Here is a 19,100-nt window from a genome sequence, read left to right on the forward strand (position 1 = left end):
CATGGCCCTTGCACCAGCCATTAATTCGCGAAATTTTCTTCTCTCGGACCCAATTTGGACCCGATTACGGGTATTCTAAAAAACCCTATTCAGGTTAGTCTCGATTTGATTCGAACTGTTTTTCTTTTTTGGGAGTCTTAGATGCAGAGACGTCATTCTTTGCGATCGGGTTTCACACTCGTGGAACTGTTGGTCGTCATCGCCATTATCGGCATTCTTGTTGGCCTATTATTGCCGGCAGTGCAGGCAGCCCGTGAAGCCGCTCGACGTATGTCGTGCAGCAATAATTTCAAGCAGATCGGGCTTGCGATGCACAACTATCACAGCTCGTTCAAGCAATTGCCCATCAATGGTACCGGTACTGCTCGGGTCCCTTCGATGAGCAACGCGTCGGTACAGAGTAATCGTCTGTTCCTGAGTTGGTTGGTTCCGATCCTGCCATACATGGAACAGCAGGGATTGTGGGACAGCATTTCCAATCCCAGCACGCAAGCGACGCCCGGCCAAACTCCGCACGCGGATACCGGTGGAACTTGGCCCCCGATGGGCCCATGTCCGTGGTTGACAACGTATGTTCCTTGGGTGACTCAGGTTCCAGGTTTCCGTTGCCCGAGTGACCCCGGCCAAGCTCGTGCACCGGGACAACTCGCACGGACGAACTACGCCGCTTCACTGGGTGATGCTGTGGACCGTTCGAACAACGGCGGCGTAAACGATTTTGGTTTCTTCGGAAACTTTGATAATCGTGATGAGAACTGGGCGGTCGAGCGTGCCCGAGCGGCACAGCGCGGCTTCTTTTGGAACCGCCAGGACATGAAGTTCCGTGACATCCTCGATGGTCTTTCCAATACCCTTGCTGCTGCCGAAGTTTGCACTTCGGGTGGCAAACGGGAAGTCAAAGCTGACTTCGTACGAAACATCAACATGCGGGCTCCGGGATCGAATAACAACACGATCTTGACCCCAGCACGTTGCAAAACCGGCGATCACATTGACCCCGAAAAGCCTACGTTCTACGCGACGACCGCCTTGGTCAGCGCAAGTCTTTCGCAGTCGAAGCACTCTCGATGGGCGGATTCGCGGGCGTACTACACCGCGATTCATACGATCCTTCCGCCAAACGGACCTAACTGTGTCGATGCGAACAACGACGGAAATCACTCCGGCGTCATTTCGACCGCGGGAAGTCGCCACCCAGGTGGTGCCCACGTCCTGATGGGTGATGGTGCGGTTGTCTTTATGACCGACAGTGTCGATTCCGGTGATCCGGAGCAACCGACCGTTTGTGTGCAGCGTGCCGATGTCGTCGGCGTAGCGCTACCACCTGGATCGGAAAGCCCTTATGGACTTTGGGGGGCACTGGGGACTCGTGATGTCGGCGAGACGATCGAAGAGGCACTCAACCAGTAAGCCACTGAAACGATAAGTTACAGTCACTCAAAGATCACTTTCCAACCTCGTTCGCCACGTGTGAACGAGGTTTTTTAATGATACACTTACCATTCGCATTTAATGCTCCGCCAAAATCTGACATTAGGATCAGCCGATTGGCGTTAGTCACGGTTTCGGTGCAATCACCCGTCGGCTGTTGAGTCGAACGCGAACATTGGGGCTAGAGGATCCACTCGCATCTCCCCACTCACTTCGCTTGCTCTCGCATGAATCGCTCCGTTGCCAATTGGTCGGCGCGGATAAAGTGATCACGTAGGGGTGGGAAGACATCACCGTCGACGCTCTTCAGCCGCAGTTTTTCGGTTGGTCGTTGGGGCATATGGCAATCGATGCAGTTCTCGGCAAAAGTAATTCCTTCTTGAGGGAAGTGTCCGCAGTCACTCTCGTTTTCGTGGCAGTTCATGCAACGGCTGGAGAATAGTGCTCGGTCTCCGCGTTCATTGTGATGAGGGTCATGGCAGTCGATGCATGTCATCATTGATTGTTGAAAGCACTTGCTTTGCGCGAGACGATTCAACTGATTACTGGTGTGCACGCTGTTTTTGACGTCGGCCTCGTCATCCGGAGGGTCATAGTGGTCAGCCAGGCGATCGCCGGGTCGGAAGCTTAACGCGTCGCCTTTCATCTCACGTGTACCGCCGTGACACTGCCCGCAGATGTCCATTTGGACTTGGCGATCGAGGGCAGCAGGATTGATGATCGCATTTGCTTCGCGATCTCCTTTGTGTTCGCGATGGTGGTTGACGTGTTCTTGCCCCGGCCCGTGACAGCGTTCACAAGTGACCCCGAGGATGAGCGATCCCGGCGTGTACTGGTTGTTGTTGCCTCGGTAATCAAAGTACGTCAGGTGGCATTCGAGGCAACGTTGTGGAATCGGGCGGGCGTAGGCGGCGTCACCGTCTATGTATCCGGGGCTATTGATCCACTGGTCCCCGTCGGTGATATGGGTGACATTGTGTTGATAGAGCCTGTCTTTGTGCCAGTACAAATAGGTTTGAGCCATCTTGGACGAACCCATGATGATTTCCATGGGCACTTCGAAGCTCCAGTCGAAGAACTTGACGCGTTGCAGAAACTCGTCATCTTCGCGAATCATTTCGAAGGACATATTCGGATCAGAAGTCTGAAACGTATTCGTTCCGGGCTCAAATTTTCCATCGATCGTATTTTCGTTGACGGGCCGACTTGTTTTGAAATGCGCCGTCTGAAGAAACGATTCGTATTTGTCCTGATGGCATTCCCGGCACTGATCGGGCCCGACGAATCCAGGGTTGTCGTGTTTAGGAGTCTCGTCAGAGCTCTTCACCGGCGACTCGCCGGGGGGGAATGGGATCTCGATTCCACCCCCGTCTTCGTATTTTCCGACAAACCAGACGTTTCCTGGGATCAAGCTCACCACCATGTCACTTGGCGGCTTCGTCGGCGTCGAGGGCTTCGCTTGTTCGACGGAACGACGTTGTCGCTGAGCACTCATCAATTCACGGACATGTTCGTCGTCACGTTTTCGCTCGATCGCATCATAGGCAAACCAACCGACGGCAATGACGACCAAACTTAGCGCTGCCCAGCGTTTCGAATTCAAAGGTGGATCTCCTCAGGCCAACTCTGCCGACAAAATTCGATTGGACCAAACCAATCACGTAAAGGCAAGCTGATCGAGCGGTGCCAACCACTCAATCGCCTCAGTGTGCGCGAGCTCTCTCTTCATGGCAAATCGAAACATAGGATTCGCAGCCGGCAAACAAACAAGTGCGGGCTGGGGGAACGTTGAAAGCTGACTTGCCGCGACGAATAATCTCGCGAATTTGCATGCTTGATTTTGCTAGAATACTCACATGAATGGCGCAGTGATTGGTTTTAGCATCGTCGTCGGCTTGATCTGTGGCGGGATGGTCTGGTGGGTCAAGCGATCTTGGTTAGCCGCGGCAACGATCCCTGTCGCGGTGGTGGGGCTTGTCGTGATCGCGCTGCCGCCAACGGAAGCCCCGGTGATCGCTATTGCGGACTCTGCCATTGCCGATTCCGCTGCGGAAAGTGCTGACAATAGCAACTCTGGGAATTCGTCCCGCGACAATTCCCCCCACGAAAATTTGCCTGTCACGACGAAGTTGGCTAAGTTCCGTCCGATTGAAGTTTCCAACCAAGGTTACGTTGCTTCGGACGCTTGCCTTGAATGCCATCCACAAAATCACGCGAGTTGGTACGCATCGTATCACCGTACGATGACACAGGTGGTCGATCCTCAGCTGGCGCTCGGAGACTTCGATGACGTGACGTTGTCGCAGAACGGACGCGACTTTCATCTGAGTGTCTCTGATGACGTTTGTTGGGTCGATCTACTCGATCCGGCAGCGATTCCAGGGACCGCGGAGTCCCGGCAAACAGTCCGGCGGCCGATCGTGATGTCCACCGGATCGCATCACATGCAGGCCTATTGGTTTCCCATTGGCGCTCGCCGAACTCTGGCCATTCTTCCATTTGTATTTTTGAAGGAAACGCAAGAATGGATCCCCCGCTCGGCCGCATTTTTGCAGCCAAACGATTTAGGGGTATCACACGAAATCGGTCGGTGGAATTCAAGCTGTAGCCGATGCCACTCCACACTTCCGCAAGAACGCAAGCTCCCCGATCACTCCTGGGACACGCAGGTCGCCGAGTTTGGAATCAGTTGTGAAGCTTGTCATGGTCCCGGCGAGGATCACATCGCGTATCATAAAACTTCCTCTGAAAATCGTTCGACTGGATCTTCGACGGTACACGATCCGATTGTGAATCCCGAGAACCTTTCGCACGTGCGGTCGTCTCAGGTCTGTGGGCAATGCCATTCGGTTTTAACGTTGAAGGGTGATCCAGACCAAATCAATGTCGTGGGTTCGGCATTTCGGCCGGGCGAGGATTTGCATCAATCGCACGAGATATGGCAACTTCATAGTCCGCAGATGAAGGAGCTGCTTGAGAATCACACGATGCGTGAGCGAGTTACTGCTACGAATCGAGGTACTTTTTATGCAGACGGAGTGGTCCGGGTTTCGGGGCGCGAATTCACCTCAATGGAACAGTCCGCTTGCTTCCAGCGTGGTCAAATGAGCTGTCTGTCGTGCCATCAACTTCATAAGTCATCGGAGGACCCACGCAGCGACGAATCTTGGGCCGATGACCAGTTGAAACCTAATTGCTACGGCAACGATTCCTGTATCAGTTGCCACGATCAGCAGCAGTACTCGACCGCTCATACACATCACTTGCCGGAGTCATCGGGATCAAATTGCTACAATTGCCACATGCCGCACACGGCCTACGGTTTGTTGAAAGCCATTCGGAATCACACGATCACCAGCCCGGATTTACAACGTGAACTATCTGTCGATCGACCCAACGCATGCAATCAATGTCACCTAGATAAAACGTTGAAGTGGACTGCCGACAACCTTGAGAAGTGGTATTCGATCAAGCCCCCGGCATTGGATGCAGAGCAATCTGAAGTCGCAGCGTCGATTTTGTGGTTGTTGAAAGGTAACGCGGCCAGCCGGGCAATGGCGGCCTGGACGATGGGGTGGCCAGATGCCCAAGCCGTATCGGGAGATGATTGGCAATCAGTTTACTTGGCCCAAGCGTTAAACGATCCTTACCTTGCCGTTCGAATGATTGCCCGTCGATCACTGCAATCGCTACCAGGTTTGGAAGCACTGAACGTTCACCCCCTCGGAGGCGATGCCGAGCGACGTGCGGCCGTCCTGTCAATCATCCGTCACTGGGATCAAACCTCACATGAGGCTAAACCCGCCCTGCTAATTGATTCGAACAACGTTCTGAAAACACGCCGTATCGACGCGATCATCGAACAACGCGACGAGACACCAATGACTTTAACCGAGTGACATTCGACCCTGCATCCTTGACTGCCACGTCGGCTATTTAAACTTCATTTCTATTCCACCTGATCCGAAATCGTTGCATGCCATCGTCTGTTTCTGACCCGTCTACCTCACCGAGTCAAGGTTCACGTCAGCGCGTGACGCTCTCTCGCAAGATTTTATTTAGCAGTCTCACGATCATTCTTTTGTTCGGATCCGTCGAAATCCTGCTTCGTCTTGCCGGGATTGGCTCAAGCCAAAACGTTGAGGAAATGGAGTTTACGTTTCCGATCGACGAGTACAACAAGCACACACAACAGCCGTTACTCGTTCGTGACGAAACACTCTTTTGGCGTCCCAGGTCGGGAGTCATGGATCACAACTCGCATGGGTTTTATGGGCCCGAGTTTGAGATTGAAAAGAAGCCAGGAGTCTTTCGAATTGTTTGTCTCGGCGATTCGTGTACACACTTCGGGCCGGCTTCTTATCCAGATATGCTACGCGTCTACTTGGATGAAAATGTTCCTGGGCAATTCGAGGTGATCAATGCCGGGGTGATCGGATACACCTCGTTTCAAGGAAAGCGGCTTCTAGAGACTGAGGTGTTAAAGTGGGCACCCGATTTAGTGACGGTCTACTACGGATGGAACGACCATTGGCTTGCCCGTGGGAAACAAGACAAGGATCAAGATGCGACGTCATCGGCCCTGATGACAACGCTACGTGAAGTTCGATTGATCCAGTTGATCGCGATGGCTACCGGTGGGTTCGAAGCACATCGTCGCACATCGATGCGAGTCGAACCGGAAGACTACCGAGATAACTTGCGACACATCAATGAGCTTTGCCAAACACGTAACATTGACGTCTGGTTCTTCACGGCCCCGCATGCGTTGGATCATGGCGTTCCGCCCTACCTCGTATCGACTGGCGAAGTGAAGGATGCGGAATCAACGCTTCCCCTACATCAAAAGTACAATCAGATTGTGCGTGATGTTTCTGAGCAATCGGGCGCGAGGCTGATCGACTTGGCCAAGCAGATGGACGAGATGAACAAGGCAGAACTATTCCTCGATGACCACATCCACCTATCGCCGACCGGCCGGCTTCATGCGACAGCCGAGGTGATAAAAGCACTCGTTTCGGTCGGTGCTCTGCCGAACGACCTTGAACAGTAGCGACTCATCTTCAAGTAGACCAAGAATTCACTCGTGCTGAGATAGGCCCCTGCGCGTACGGCCGAACGGAAGACGCGGTCGACGTATGGTCGTGTAAGAAGTACCGTCTCCAAAGAGGGGCGAGCTGCAAACTTAGCGAGATCGTCGTTTACTTGTCGAAGTTGACGTCAACTCAGTTATCGACGTCCCTCCCTAGCTGTACTCGCGTCTGATCATTGCACAAACCCTGTGTGTGGCCTCGTGATTGGAAATATTTTGAAACCGCTTCATCAAAGGTTCAGTTCGTCGAAATCGCCTCGAAAAAATCACGGTGCGGGCACCGGCTGTTCAGATCTGATGAACGATTGATTGACGATATCTTAATTTTCTGCCGCCTTCATACGAATGGACGGTTTGATGATCGCCCGGGCAGTGAAATATGAGTACCTTCGTTCAGGTCGGAAAGGTGCAACGTAGGGCGTCCGAAGGTGAAAGCGGCCGCGGAAAAAATTGCCACTTGAGCTTTGTTTCGTTTGAAGATGCAGGTGCGAGTCTTCAGCCGACGGGTGTTAGCAGCGGTTCTTGCTCGGCAACGGTCGTCAATGCGATCCGACGAAACCCAAGATTGAATTGGAAGAAAGCATTACTGCTATTTGTACTGGAGTTCGAATTGAATGTCGCGTTTGGACAAGCAACTCGACCGTTTATCCGGGGAAGAACCGGTACGGATTGAGTGGACCGATGAAAGTGATTTGCCACGTCTGCGCACCCTCTTGATCAACGAGGTTGATCGGCATATCCATCGCATCCCGCTTGATTTGCGTGGCATTGATGGAGCGCCTCCAGAACTTGTCGAGTTGCTTCTGGAAATCCGCCGCTATGCAGTCAGCAAGTCGAAGATACTTTCGATGAGCTGGATTTTGCCGCCGATGCGAGATGCGATCGAGCGGAAGTTACATCGTCCTGCCGGTTCCGTCGTCGCGCCCTCGGCTGACCCAGATTCGGAGCAAGCGAGTGACCTCGCCAAAGAGTTGCTTCATGGAGTCGAAAAGAGCACCGAGTACGATTTGTCCAAGGCACAGAAGATCCAGCGTAGGCGAGCCAAGCGAAGGAGCAGCGCCAAGAAGGGACTGGCATCTCGTTTGGTTCGCTATCTGATCATGGCATCCGGAATCATCGCATGTGTTGCGGTGATCTCAGTCGTCTATTTTTTCGCGACCAGCGAGCCTCCAAAAATTTTGGATCGCAAGTCGTTCGAAAATAATCGTGAAGCTATTTCACCAGTTGAGCGATGATGTCATTGAGCGTTTTGCTAGGACGCATCGCGTTAGAAGCTTTTTCGCAGTCCGGTTGGAAATAGCCACCGAGGTCGACTGCTTGCCCTTGAACGCGATTCAATTCATCGACGATCGTCTCTTCGTTGTCATGGAGCGATTTGGCGACCTCAGAGAACGCGGTGGCCAGTTCTGCGTCGTCCGTTTGAGACGCCAAGGCCTCTGCCCAGTACAGCGTCATGTAATAGTGACTACCGCGCGTATCGAGCTCGCCGACTTTTCGTTTAGGGGATTTGTCTTCTTGCAGAAAAACCTCGGTTCCGCGGTCGAGTGCTGCCGCGAGAACGCCGGCACGTTTGTTGTTCGTTTTTCTTGAAAGGTCTTCGAGTGAAACCGCAAGTGCGAGGAATTCACCGAGTGAATCCCAACGCAGGTGTCCCTCCGAGACGAACTGTTGGACGTGTTTGGGGGCAGAGCCTCCCGCTCCGGTTTCGAATAGTCCGCCGCCGGCAAGCAACGGAACGATGGACAACATTTTAGCGCTGGTACCGAGTTCCAGAATCGGAAACAAGTCGGTGAGGTAGTCACGAAGCACATTGCCTGTGACGGCGATTGTATCCTTGCCCGCTTTCGCTCGTTCGCACGAAAGTTGGGTCGCATCGACGGTGTCCATGATGCGAATGTCAAGTCCGTCAGTATTGTGATCCTTTAGGTATTCCTGTGTCTTCGTGATCAGGTTGTTATCGTGGGCGCGTTTACTGTCGAGCCAAAACACTGCGGTCGCACCAGTTAGTCTGGCTCGTTCGACGCCCAGCCGCACCCAATCACGAATAGCGACGTCCTTGGTTTGGCACATCCGCCAAATATCGCCTGCTTTTACGTCATGCTCGAAAACAGTTTGCCCGTCTTGGTCGGTGACCACGACCGTTCCGTCGCCGGAAATTTCGAACGTCTTGTCGTGCGAGCCGTACTCTTCTGCTTTCTTGGCCATCAACCCAACATTGCTGACGCTTCCCATCGTTGTGACGTCGAAGGCGCCATTGGCTTTGCAGAAGTCGATGACCGTCTGATAGACGCCTGCGTATGATCGATCCGGAATCATTGCCTTCGTCGGGTGCAACTTGCCATCGGGGCCCCACATCATGCCGGACGACCGGATGGCGGCCGGCATTGAAGCATCGATGATGACATCGCTTGGGACGTGCAAATTTGTGATTCCACGGTCCGAATCAACCATCGCAAGGGGTGGACCCGACTGGTAGGTGGCGGCGAGATCAGCTTTGATCGCCTCCGCCTTGTCCTCCGGCACGTCATCAAGTTTCGAATCGAGCGACGCCATCCCGTTGCGTGAATTGAATCCGAGCTGCCGCAGTGTTTCGGCATGTTTCGCTAAGACGTCTGCGAAGTAGACTTCGACGGCGTGACCGAACAAGATCGGATCGGAGACCTTCATCATCGTCGCCTTCAGGTGCAACGAAAGCAGGATTCCAGACTGTCGCGCGTTGTCGATTTCCTTGGCGTAAAAGTCGCGCAAGGCCGCCACACTCATGACCGCCGCGTCGACGACTTCACCTGCCTCTACGGCGACCGGTCCACGCAACTGCGTACGGGTTCCGTCTGAGCCGACGAGTTCGATTTTCAGCTCGCCGGCATTTTCGATGACTGCTGATTTCTCGCTTCCATAGAAATCGCCCGACTGCATGCTTGCGACATGCGATGGTGAATCGGACGCCCAGTCGCCCATTGAGTGTGGGTTGGCTTTCGCGTAATTCTTGACTGCCGCGGCGACTCGTCGATCACTATTACCTTCGCGCAAGACTGGGTTGACGGCGCTCCCGAGAACCTTGGCGTACCGATCGCGGATGCTCTTCTCTTCGTCGGACTTCGGGTCGCTGGGGAAGTCCGGGACCGAGTAACCGGCGTCTTGCAATTCTTTAATGGCCGCGGTCAGTTGCGGAATCGATGCGCTGATATTGGGCAGCTTGATGATGTTCGCGCCGGGCGTCTTGGCCATATCGCCCAGTTGTGCCAGCGCGTCTTCAATCGTCTGAGAGTCGTTCAGAGCGTCTGGGAAGTTAGCCAGAATCCGCCCGGCGAGCGAGATGTCTTTGGTCGTGACCGTAACCCCGGCGGCATTCGCGAAGGCCTGCACGATCGGGAGCCAAGAAAACGTCGCAAGCGCGGGCGCTTCATCGGTGAAGGTATAAACAATACTGGAGGCTTCGTCAGACATATCGATGACCGCGGTGAGCAAGTGTGATAGTTATGGGACAGTCACTGTCCCAAACGTACCAACCTGACGCATCATTGTCACCGGGACTAGGGCGTCCGTGGCTACACTTCGACCAAGCTTTCGCCCGTCATTTCCGCGGGTTTCTCAAGGCCCAAGAGGGCGAGGATGGTCGGGGCGATGTCTGCCAAACGCCCACCTTCACGCAACCGCTTTCCTTTGAGATTTGGTTCGACAACGATCAGCGGAACGTCGTAAGTCGTGTGGGCCGTGTGCGGGCCGCCGGTTTCCGGATTGGTCATCTGTTCGCAGTTTCCGTGGTCGGCCGTGATCACGAGCGACCCACCGGCTTTCAACGTCGCGGCCACGATTTTTCCGACGCACTGATCGACCGTTTCGACGGCCGTCACTGCCGCCTTCAACACGCCGGTGTGTCCGACCATATCGCCATTGGCAAAGTTGACGATCAATAGCTCGCTACGGCCGGATTCGATCTCCTTCAGCACGTACCCGGTCACCTCGGCGGCCGACATCTCAGGCTTTTGATCATAGGTGGAAACGTCGCGTGGTGACTGTGCCATTTCTTGGAATTGGCCTTCAAAGGGATCATCACGGTAGTCATTAAAAAAGAATGTAACGTGAGGGTATTTTTCCGTCTCCGCACATCGAAATTGTTTGAGTCCTTGTTCGCTGACGTACTGGCCGAGGATGTTCGGCATCTTCGGTGGTTTTTCAAAGATGACCTTGACCGGCAATCCCGTTTCGTAGCCCGTCATCGTAGCGTAGTACAGGTTGTCGACCTTCTCGCCTCGATCAAACCCACCGCCGTCGATGTTTGCCCAAGCATCGTTATCGAAAACAAACGCCTTCGTGATTTCTCGAGTGCGGTCACCGCGGTAGTTGATGAACACCACCGCGTCGCCGGCTTCGATCAACGAGGGCGACTCACCCGGACGGACAATTGTAGTTGCCTCGATGAATTCGTCGCCACTTCGGCTCGGTTCTGTGGGATTGTCATAGTACGACTGGATTGCATCGGTCGCTGTTTCCGCCGTTCGGCTCGCTCCCTTGGTAAGAGCATCGTACGCGGTTTGGACGCGTTCCCATCGCAGGTCACGGTCCATCGCATAGAATCGCCCGACGACGGTAGCGACTTTTCCGACGCCAGCGTCCGCCAGCTTCGTTTCAATTTTCTTGATGTAGTTTAGGCCGCCGGTCGGTGACGTATCACGCCCATCGGTGATGGCATGAACAATCAAGCGGTCTGATTGCAAGCCAGAGCTTTTATAGAGATCAACGACTGCCAGTCCATGGTCAAGGTCACTATGGACACGCCCGTCACTCATGAGACCCAGGATATGGAGCTTCCCTCCGGTCGACTTGACATGCTCGATCGCACCGAGCAGGACTTCGTTTTTAAAGAACCGCCCTTCGCGAATCGCACGGGTAATACGCATCACTTCTTGATCAACAATCCGACCGGCACCGATATTTTGGTGTCCCACTTCGCTATTGCCCATCACACCGGCAGGCAGTCCGACGTCTTCACCTGATGTTTTGATCAAAACGTTTGGGTAGTCTTGCATCAATGCGTCGGCGACAGGCGTTTTTGCTTGAACGATGGCATTCGCTTTGTCCCACTCGGGTAACGGGTTCTGTCCCCAGCCATCTCGGACGATCAAAACGACTGGTTTTCGACGTACTTCGGTCATGTTGCTGCGAATAGTAGTGGGCAAAGGATGAAATGTTGGCCTGCAATCGATCCGCAAATCGTAGCCCAGAAAACCGAACTTCCAAAGTGGGTGTGCCCGAGGCAGCCTCGCCTCCCGGTTCTCGCTCGGGATCGAGTTTTCGACAAGGCGGTGCGAAACCGAGCACGGTGAGGCAGGATCGAACGCCCGCGACCGCAAATTTCCTCTGAATCGGCCTCATACCGTCCTCCGGCCAAGTCCCAGCCAGGAGGATTCGAGGAGCCATTCCCGATTGGCACTCTGGTTGCATACGAACGCCGCGACCACACACTTCACAAGCAGCCAACGAGAAGAAAACAATGTCTGACAATGAGTCGCGGTGCCCGTTCCAGACCCAGCAATTTGGTCGACCGGTCGATGACAACCAGCATTCGCAAACGGCCGGCCCACGGGGCCCCATGTTGATGCAGGATGTCCATTTGGTCGAAAAGATGGCTCACTTCAATCGCGAACGGATTCCCGAGCGCGTCGTCCATGCGAAAGGATACGGTGCGTTTGGTACGTTTACCGTGACCAACGACATCTCGAAGTACTGCATGGCAGACCTGTTCAGCGAGGTCGGCAAAAAGACGGAAATGTTCGCACGCTTTTCGACAGTCGGAGGAGAATCAGGGTCCGCGGATTCGGCGCGTGACCCGCGAGGCTTCGCGTTGAAGTTCTATACCGATCAAGGCGTTTGGGACCTTGTCGGAAATAACACGCCGATCTTCTTTATTCGTGATCCTCTAAAGTTCAGTGACTTTATTCGCACTCAAAAGCGAGAGCCTCAGAGCCATCTCAAGCCCCATTGGCGTCGCTGGGATTTTTGGGGGGAAGTTCCCGAGGCGTTACACCAAGTGATGTTTCTCTACAGCGACCGGGGGACCCCAAAAAGCGCGCGGTTCATGAATGGCTACGGATCGCACACCTTCAGTATCTATAACCGTGACGGCGTTCGGCATTGGGTTAAATTTCATCTCAAAACGGAACAAGGGGTCGAAAATTTTAGCGACGATGAAGCGATAGAGATGGCCGGCAAGGCTCCCGATTATTCCACCCGTGATTTATTTGATGCGATCGAATCGGGTGACTATCCGCGATGGAAGTTGTCAATCCAGATGATGCCGGAGTCGGATGCCGAAAATTACAAGTGGCATCCGTTCGATTTGACGAAGGTATGGCCACATGACGACTATCCATTGATCGAAGTCGGCGTGATGGAATTGAATCGAAATCCATCCAACTATTTTCAAGATGTCGAACAAGCGGCTTTCGAACCGGGCAACCTCGTCGACGGAATTGGGATCTCTCCCGACCGTATGCTACAAAACCGTGTCCTGAGTTATCCCGACGCCCACCGGTATCGGCTTGGCGTGAATTATCATCAAGTTCCCGTCAACACGCCGCGTTGTCCCTACGCGACCTATCATCGTGACGGGCAAATGCGTGTCGATGGTAACGGTGGCGGCAGTGTCGACTATGAACCTAACAAGATGAATGGTCCGAAAGAGACTGGGCATCGATTTGAACCACCAATGCCGGTTCACGGAGACGGGTGTCGCTATGACGAGTTTTCCTGCGACGACGAGGACTACTTTGGTCAACCGCGTTTGTTTTGGAACAAAGTCCTCGACGAAGAAGCCCGTGAACGACTTTGTACGGCAATCGCGAATTCGATGGGCGATAGTCCCGAAAGCATCCGCGAAAAAATGCTTCAGCAGTTCGCCGCGGTGAGTGATGAATTCGCCAAATCAGTCAGCAACAAGCTCGAAGAGCCTGCCGACGAACCAATCCCGATTGCCTAACGCAGTCCGTCACTCGTCGAAAGATCCGGTTCGCCGTTTTAAGTGAAGATAAGAACGGCGGGCGTTCGCTCGCCGTTCGTCAGACTCTGATGTCTTAGACGGGCGGCAAGGTGTTAGCCACGGTTCCTGTGAAGCAACCGGGCTAACGCTCGATGACCATCAAAGTCGCTGGTAATGGGAAATGCCGTACGTTCCCACCTTCGGACCTTGTTCCGCCGTCGGACCACGGGATCGGCGTTATCGCAAGCCGCGATGACCTACCAGATCCGGACACGTTCTTCCGGCGCCAAATAGAGATTGTCCTTATCCGTAATTCCGAATGCTTCATACCAAGCATCCATATTGCGGACGATTCCGATCACTCGGAACTCGCTCGGGCTGTGGGGGTCCACGCTTAAACGTCGAACCATCTCAGCATCACGGTATTTCCGCCGCCAGATCTGTGACCAACCTAGGAAGAAGCGTTGATCGCCGGTCAAGCCATCGATGACGGGGGCTTCTTTGCCGTCGAGTGAAAGCTTGTACGCAGCATACGCGACACTCAGTCCTCCGAGGTCACCGATATTTTCGCCGAGGGTAAGCTCACCGTTAACGGTTCGTCCGGCGATCGGTTCGTAGCTATTGTACTGCTCGACCAAACCCTTCGCCCGACGTTCGAATTCTAGCCGATCCTCTTCGGTCCACCACATTCGCAGGTTGCCATTGCCATCGAACTTACTGCCCTTGTCGTCAAAGCCGTGGCTAAGTTCGTGGCCAATGACTGCTCCGATTCCACCGTAATTGACGGCGTCGTCGGCAGCGAGATTAAAAAATGGGGGTTGCAAGATCGCCGCCGGGAAAACGATCTCGTTCATCGTCGGGTTGTAATAAGCGTTGATTGTCTGTGGCGTCATGTGCCATTCGTTGCGATCGATGGGACCGCCCAGCTTGTCGATGTCACGCTGGTATTCAAACCGTGAGGAAGCGAGCAAGTGATCAGCCAGGACGCCGTCACCGATCGTCAACGCGTCATAGTCTTTCCACTCATCGGGATAGCCAATCTTGGTGGTAAACTTCGACAATTTTTCGAGCGCCTGTTTCTTCGTGCCCTCGCCCATCCAATCACGCGTTTTGATTCGTCCTTCGAATGCGCGAATAAGGTTTTCGACCAACTCGTTCATTCGTTTCTTAGCGATCGGCTTGAAGTGCTTTTCGACATAAAGTTGTCCGACCAGTTCACCGAGGACACTGCCGGTCACATTGACGCCACGTTTCCACATCGGTTGTTGTTCGGTGATGCCGCTGATCGCCGTATCATGGAATTGGAAATGGCGTTTCTCCAGTGATTCGCTCAGGCCGCTGGCAAATCCGTCGATCGTGTGATAGGTGAGGTAATCTTTCCATTGGTCGATGGATACGTTCTCAAATAAATCAGCGAGTCCTTCCAAGTACGTCGGTTGCCGCACGACGATGGTCGATTGGCTTTCAATTTGAGCAGCCTTGGCGAAATCGAACCACTTCATTTCACCAAGCATCAGGTCAAGCTCTGATGGGGTCACTGGATTGTAGGTTGCAACCGGATCACGATTTTCCGTCTTGGTCCAATGCAGTGTCGCGATCCGCGATTCAATTTCGTAGATACTATTCGCGGCTGCTTCTGGATCGGCGTGATCGACTTGTTTAAGTAGGTCGGCGATGTATTTCCTGAGTGTGGTGCGTAACTCGACATAGCGTTCCTCGTCTTCGAGGTAGTAGTCTCGATCTGGGAGAGAAAGGCCTGACTGTGTCAGATAGACCGTGTACTGGTCGCTGTTCTTTGCATCGACCGAGACGTACGGGACGAAGGGGCCGCCCAGCCCGGCGCGACGCAGTTCACCGAGAGTTCGAGCAAGATCGGTTTGTGTTTCAATCGCTCGAATTTTTTCGAGCAGTGGCTCGATCGGCTTTAGGCCGGCCGTATTTCTGGCATCCACGTCGAGAACGCTTTGATACAAGTCGCCAACTTTTTGGCTCGGCGTTCCAGCCTCGGCAACCTCTGCGGCTGCTTGTTCGATGAGCGCACGGACCTTTTCTCGCGTCTCGTCGTCGAGCACGGTGAAGATGCCGTAATTCGATTTGTCAGCCGGGATGTCTGTTTCGTTCAGCCACTTTTCGTTGGCATATAGATAAAAGTTTTCGCCCGGGCTGATCGTCTCACTGAACAGAGAAAGATCGATGCCAGACACTTTCGCTGCCCCCCGTGATTGGTCCGCACCGATCGACTTGGTTCCGTCTGAGGCAGAATCGCCCGAGGTCGATTGGGCGTTCAGCGGCTTGCCCGATGCGACTGTCGAGGCTACGAGTAGGGCGATGCCGACGCGATTGAGAATCGAACGCATTTCGTTTGAAGCTTTCCGTAGAGTGGTAAACGGTCGTAGATTCGCCCGTATTGTATGGCTTTTCGAATTCTATGCCATTTCAATTCAATTCCGCTAGCGGCCGCTTCGGTGCGGGGTTTGATTGGTGGAGACCACGCGATTGGGCGTCGGGGCACGGGGGCGTCAGCGATAGTCCGCACACCAGTCCTTGGTGTGGACGCCGCTACGGATCCGCCACTCTCGCAGTTCATCGAGCAGTTGTGATTTGATACCGGTCGCGGTCTCGTCTTCCCATAGGTCGTTCAGCTCATCAGGATCGTTGACTAGATCAAACAGTTGACCGTTCGGTTCATCCAGGAAGTGCACCAGCTTATGCGTCTGATTGCGTACCATGGTCATGAAACGACAACCGGTCAGAACACCATCGCGTACCTGTTCGCAATAAACGTACGGACGACCTTGAAATTCGCCCGGTTGCTCGAACGCGTCGTTGATCGCAACTGCTTCCAAGTCATCGGGGACCTCGACGCCCGCCCAGCGAAGGATGGTTGGGCCGATATCCATCTGCTGCACCAAGCCTTCGACCGACTGGCCACCGTTGAAACGCTCAGGAGCCCAAACGATCATCGGGACACGAGTGATTTGTTCGTACATCGTCCACTTCTGGCTTTGGCCATGATCGGTCAAGCAGTCACCGTGATCGCTGGTGAAGATGACAATGGAGTTATCGCCGTACCCATTTGCCTCGAGTGATTCCATGATTTCGCCAACCTTCTGATCGATCATGGTAACGTTGGCAAGGTAATAGGCTCGTTGGCGATGTCGCTGTTGTTCGGTGATCTGTAGCGGCATGATGACCGAGTCGTGATCGATCTCGCTGTTGTGCACACGCAGTTCCTGGAGTGCAGGCGGCTGCCGCTCAAGTTCTTCAGGTGTCACCGGAATGAGCGGCAGATCTTTGTTCAAGTAGGGATCCGTATAACGGCGGATCGGATCGTAAGGTGGATGAGGTCCGGGGAAGCCAATCTGCAGGAATAGAGGATCTTTTTTCGGCGTCGATTCGATCCACCATTTCGCCATGTCACCGACAAAAAAGTCAGGATGCGTGTCTTCGGGGAGCTCCCAATCAAACGCACCGAGCGACTGGCGATAGTCTGGGAGCTTGCGGTACAGTTCACGCTGCTGCTTGATCAATCCCCGGAATCGCAGTGCCTTGTCCCATTCGTCAAAGAAATAGCGTCCTTCGAGGTAGCGATCCTTATTCTCTACGACGAATCGTTCATGAAAGCCCAGCTCGGTTACATAGGGCCACGTATGCATCTTGCCGATGTTAACGCAGTAGTACCCCGCATCGTTCAGAAATTCGATCCAGCTCCGTCGCCAGCGATCCGCGTTCTTCAATATCCCTGTGGTGTGAGGGTAGTGTCCCTTGAACAAACTTGCGCGAGCGGCGGCGCAAGACGCCGCCGAAACATGGCATTGCTCCAGTGAAACACCTTCGCGGACTAGGCGATCAAGGTTCGGCGTGTCCACGTGCGGGAAACCGAGCGCGGCGATCGTGTCATAACGTTGCTGGTCGGTGATAATCAGAATGATGTTGGGTCGTGTCACGGTTCTTGAGCCAATCGCGGAATCACTAGGGAGAGGATTCGTCTGAACCGGTGTTCGGCATCAATCCCATGACATCAAGCATCGTTCTCGTCAGCAGCCGGGCATCTGCCATTCGCTAACACCCTCTAAAAAGGTGTAACGTTGCACTGGTTACTTCACGAGCGCGTGAGGGGGGGAACGGACCGGATGCAGAAAACCTTTGGTTCAGACAAAGCAGTCGCATTGTGGAGGCAAGTTTACCGACCGGATCAACTTCACGCGACGGGAGCGACAATTATCGCTTGTGAGGACGGTTTACAAATCGGATTGCTCGATCAAAGAGACTTCAAGAACCAACCGACCTTGGAAGCGAATTGGTCGATATCGGTGCCCACCCAACGTTCGAAATCGCTGAGCCGGGCGAAGCGGTCGTAGGGCTGATAGGTCCCACGGCGGTTCGTCCCTGCCAGAACTTTAGAAAACGCCTGCGGTTCTCGCTCGGCCATGTAAAACATCATCGACCAAGCCACCGCGTAGGCTTTGCTGGTCGTCTTCGAGTTGACGAACATTTGATCCGAACCGATCAAATCGCGAATCGCATCGCTAAAATCCGAAGACAGATCGTTACCAAATTCGCGTCGGATGACGGTAAGACTATCCAGGTTCACTCGCTCGCGGATCTTCAGGCCCGACTGGCCGCTGACCATGGCTTCGGGTTCGAACATTTGACCGATGCCTTCGGTGACCCAACGCGGTGTGACAACGACTCGGCTATGAACGTTGTAGTTGTAGGCCGATTGGTGCGCGGCCTCGTGTCGCAACGTTGCTCCGATATAACGTAGGTGGCCACCGTCGTGCGTGATCACGCGATTGCTTTCGAGTGCGTAGATCCCCGCCACGCGTTTGGCGTTGACCTCCATGCGTTTGAGTTCGGAATACATTGCCGATTCGTCTGGCATCACGACGGCGACCATCGGGAATCGACCCCGCCGGATCTTGACGCCTCGTCGCGACATGTAGTTGACGAAGGCGCGATGCGATTGCTCGAACATTTCTGGCCACCGTTTGCCGCGACCGCGGGGCTGCACGACTAAGAAATGCTGCGTCGAGAGCACTTCAAAATCACGCCCGAATTCCTTTTGCAGGTTTGATCGCATTTCCAAAATCGTCGCCGGTTCGTAAGGCGTCGGTAGCGTTCGGACTCGTTCGCGAGCATTGCCGCGAAGCGTGTGTAGTTGTCCATCGCGACCGAGGACTACCATCTCGTGCGAGAAATCCATGATCGGAATGCCACGTCTGGTTTGTTGACCTTCCTGAAATTCAACCATCGAGGGCGCCGCGGCTCGGGCGACAAATCCACTCAGACTGAGTCCAAGAAAAATTAGGCAATGGAGCGGATGAATCGAAACGCGATCGGATCGGAGGAGGTTCGCGATTTGCATTGGGAAATTAAGAAAAGCGGGGACTTTCGCAGACGACCCTAGGGCCGTCTGTTACCATTCACTGGAATGAACCCTAGCTCACCAGCCCCCCGAAACAGTTCAAGTAGCCCCAGTGGTACGAAAATGAATCGACCGATTGTTTCGATTTTGACGACCAAGTGGTTCTCGCGACTAAGAACACGCCACGAACGAATTGCAATTGGCCACGCGATCCTGATGCCCGTCGCTAT

At 54.0% G+C, this 19,100-nt stretch carries 11 protein-coding genes; 5 read left to right on the plus strand and 6 right to left on the minus strand.

Annotated features, from left to right (window positions below; translation table 11 throughout):
- Positions 1 to 141: 141 nt before the first annotated feature.
- Positions 142 to 1,410, plus strand: coding sequence for a DUF1559 domain-containing protein (locus tag FYC48_RS24665; protein ID WP_149499444.1), 1,269 nt, complete (start codon positions 142 to 144; stop codon positions 1,408 to 1,410).
- Positions 1,411 to 1,639: 229 nt separating this feature from the next.
- Here FYC48_RS24665 and FYC48_RS24670 read toward each other — a convergent pair whose 3' ends face one another.
- Complete coding sequence (locus FYC48_RS24670) at positions 1,640 to 3,034, minus strand: multiheme c-type cytochrome (protein WP_149499445.1); 1,395 nt, start codon at positions 3,032 to 3,034, stop codon at positions 1,640 to 1,642.
- Positions 3,035 to 3,287: 253 nt separating this feature from the next.
- On the opposite strand from FYC48_RS24670, the gene FYC48_RS24675 reads away from it, so the two are divergent.
- From FYC48_RS24675 to FYC48_RS24685, 3 genes are all read left to right on the plus strand, one after another.
- Positions 3,288 to 5,330, plus strand: a complete 2,043-nt coding sequence (locus tag FYC48_RS24675) for a multiheme c-type cytochrome (protein ID WP_149499446.1) — start codon at positions 3,288 to 3,290, stop codon at positions 5,328 to 5,330.
- A 77-nt stretch (positions 5,331 to 5,407) separates the two neighbouring features.
- On the plus strand, positions 5,408 to 6,484 hold the full coding sequence (locus tag FYC48_RS24680) for an SGNH/GDSL hydrolase family protein (RefSeq protein ID WP_149499447.1): 1,077 nt from the start codon (positions 5,408 to 5,410) through the stop codon (positions 6,482 to 6,484).
- A gap of 653 nt (positions 6,485 to 7,137) precedes the next feature.
- Positions 7,138 to 7,758: a hypothetical protein gene (locus FYC48_RS24685; RefSeq protein ID WP_149499448.1), complete on the plus strand. Its 621-nt coding sequence runs from the start codon at positions 7,138 to 7,140 to the stop codon at positions 7,756 to 7,758.
- Here the strand turns inward: FYC48_RS24685 and FYC48_RS24690 are convergent.
- Together FYC48_RS24690 and gpmI are read right to left on the minus strand one after the other, a co-directional pair.
- On the minus strand, positions 7,736 to 9,970 hold the full coding sequence (locus tag FYC48_RS24690) for an NADP-dependent isocitrate dehydrogenase (RefSeq protein WP_149499449.1): 2,235 nt from the start codon (positions 9,968 to 9,970) through the stop codon (positions 7,736 to 7,738). The genes FYC48_RS24685 and FYC48_RS24690 overlap by 23 nt on opposite strands.
- Positions 9,971 to 10,071: 101 nt before the next feature.
- Positions 10,072 to 11,679, minus strand: coding sequence for a 2,3-bisphosphoglycerate-independent phosphoglycerate mutase (gene gpmI / locus FYC48_RS24695; RefSeq protein ID WP_149499450.1), 1,608 nt, complete (start codon positions 11,677 to 11,679; stop codon positions 10,072 to 10,074).
- A gap of 338 nt (positions 11,680 to 12,017) precedes the next feature.
- On the opposite strand from gpmI, the gene FYC48_RS24700 reads away from it, so the two are divergent.
- The gene (locus tag FYC48_RS24700) at positions 12,018 to 13,502 is read left to right on the plus strand and encodes a catalase (RefSeq protein ID WP_149499451.1); all 1,485 of its coding nucleotides are present in this window, start codon (positions 12,018 to 12,020) and stop codon (positions 13,500 to 13,502) included.
- Positions 13,503 to 13,759: 257 nt separating this feature from the next.
- On the opposite strand, the gene FYC48_RS24705 is transcribed toward FYC48_RS24700, so the two are convergent.
- From FYC48_RS24705 to FYC48_RS24715, 3 genes are all read right to left on the minus strand, one after another.
- Positions 13,760 to 15,859 (minus strand): M13 family metallopeptidase, encoded by a 2,100-nt coding sequence (locus FYC48_RS24705; RefSeq protein WP_149499452.1) that lies wholly within the window; start codon positions 15,857 to 15,859, stop codon positions 13,760 to 13,762.
- 162 nt (positions 15,860 to 16,021) lie between these two features.
- Entirely contained in the window at positions 16,022 to 17,449 is a 1,428-nt protein-coding gene (locus tag FYC48_RS24710; RefSeq protein WP_149499453.1) for a sulfatase family protein, read from the minus strand.
- Between the two features lie 314 nt (positions 17,450 to 17,763).
- The gene (locus tag FYC48_RS24715; protein WP_149499454.1) at positions 17,764 to 18,870 is read right to left on the minus strand and encodes a DUF1570 domain-containing protein; all 1,107 of its coding nucleotides are present in this window, start codon (positions 18,868 to 18,870) and stop codon (positions 17,764 to 17,766) included.
- Positions 18,871 to 19,100: the final 230 nt, after the last annotated feature.

Source organism: Roseiconus lacunae (genome assembly GCF_008312935.1).
Taxonomy (GTDB): Bacteria; Planctomycetota; Planctomycetia; order Pirellulales; family Pirellulaceae; genus Stieleria; species Stieleria lacunae.

Coding starts and splice junctions, on each gene's coding strand:
- FYC48_RS24715 (WP_149499454.1), bottom strand. CDS start 18,870: ATGCAAATCGCGAACCTCCTCCGATCCGATCGCGTTTCGATTCATCCG.
- FYC48_RS24685 (WP_149499448.1), top strand. CDS start 7,138: ATGTCGCGTTTGGACAAGCAACTCGACCGTTTATCCGGGGAAGAACCG.
- gpmI (WP_149499450.1), bottom strand. CDS start 11,679: ATGACCGAAGTACGTCGAAAACCAGTCGTTTTGATCGTCCGAGATGGC.
- FYC48_RS24680 (WP_149499447.1), top strand. CDS start 5,408: ATGCCATCGTCTGTTTCTGACCCGTCTACCTCACCGAGTCAAGGTTCA.
- FYC48_RS24690 (WP_149499449.1), bottom strand. CDS start 9,970: ATGTCTGACGAAGCCTCCAGTATTGTTTATACCTTCACCGATGAAGCG.
- FYC48_RS24665 (WP_149499444.1), top strand. CDS start 142: ATGCAGAGACGTCATTCTTTGCGATCGGGTTTCACACTCGTGGAACTG.
- FYC48_RS24700 (WP_149499451.1), top strand. CDS start 12,018: ATGTCTGACAATGAGTCGCGGTGCCCGTTCCAGACCCAGCAATTTGGT.
- FYC48_RS24675 (WP_149499446.1), top strand. CDS start 3,288: ATGAATGGCGCAGTGATTGGTTTTAGCATCGTCGTCGGCTTGATCTGT.
- FYC48_RS24705 (WP_149499452.1), bottom strand. CDS start 15,859: ATGCGTTCGATTCTCAATCGCGTCGGCATCGCCCTACTCGTAGCCTCG.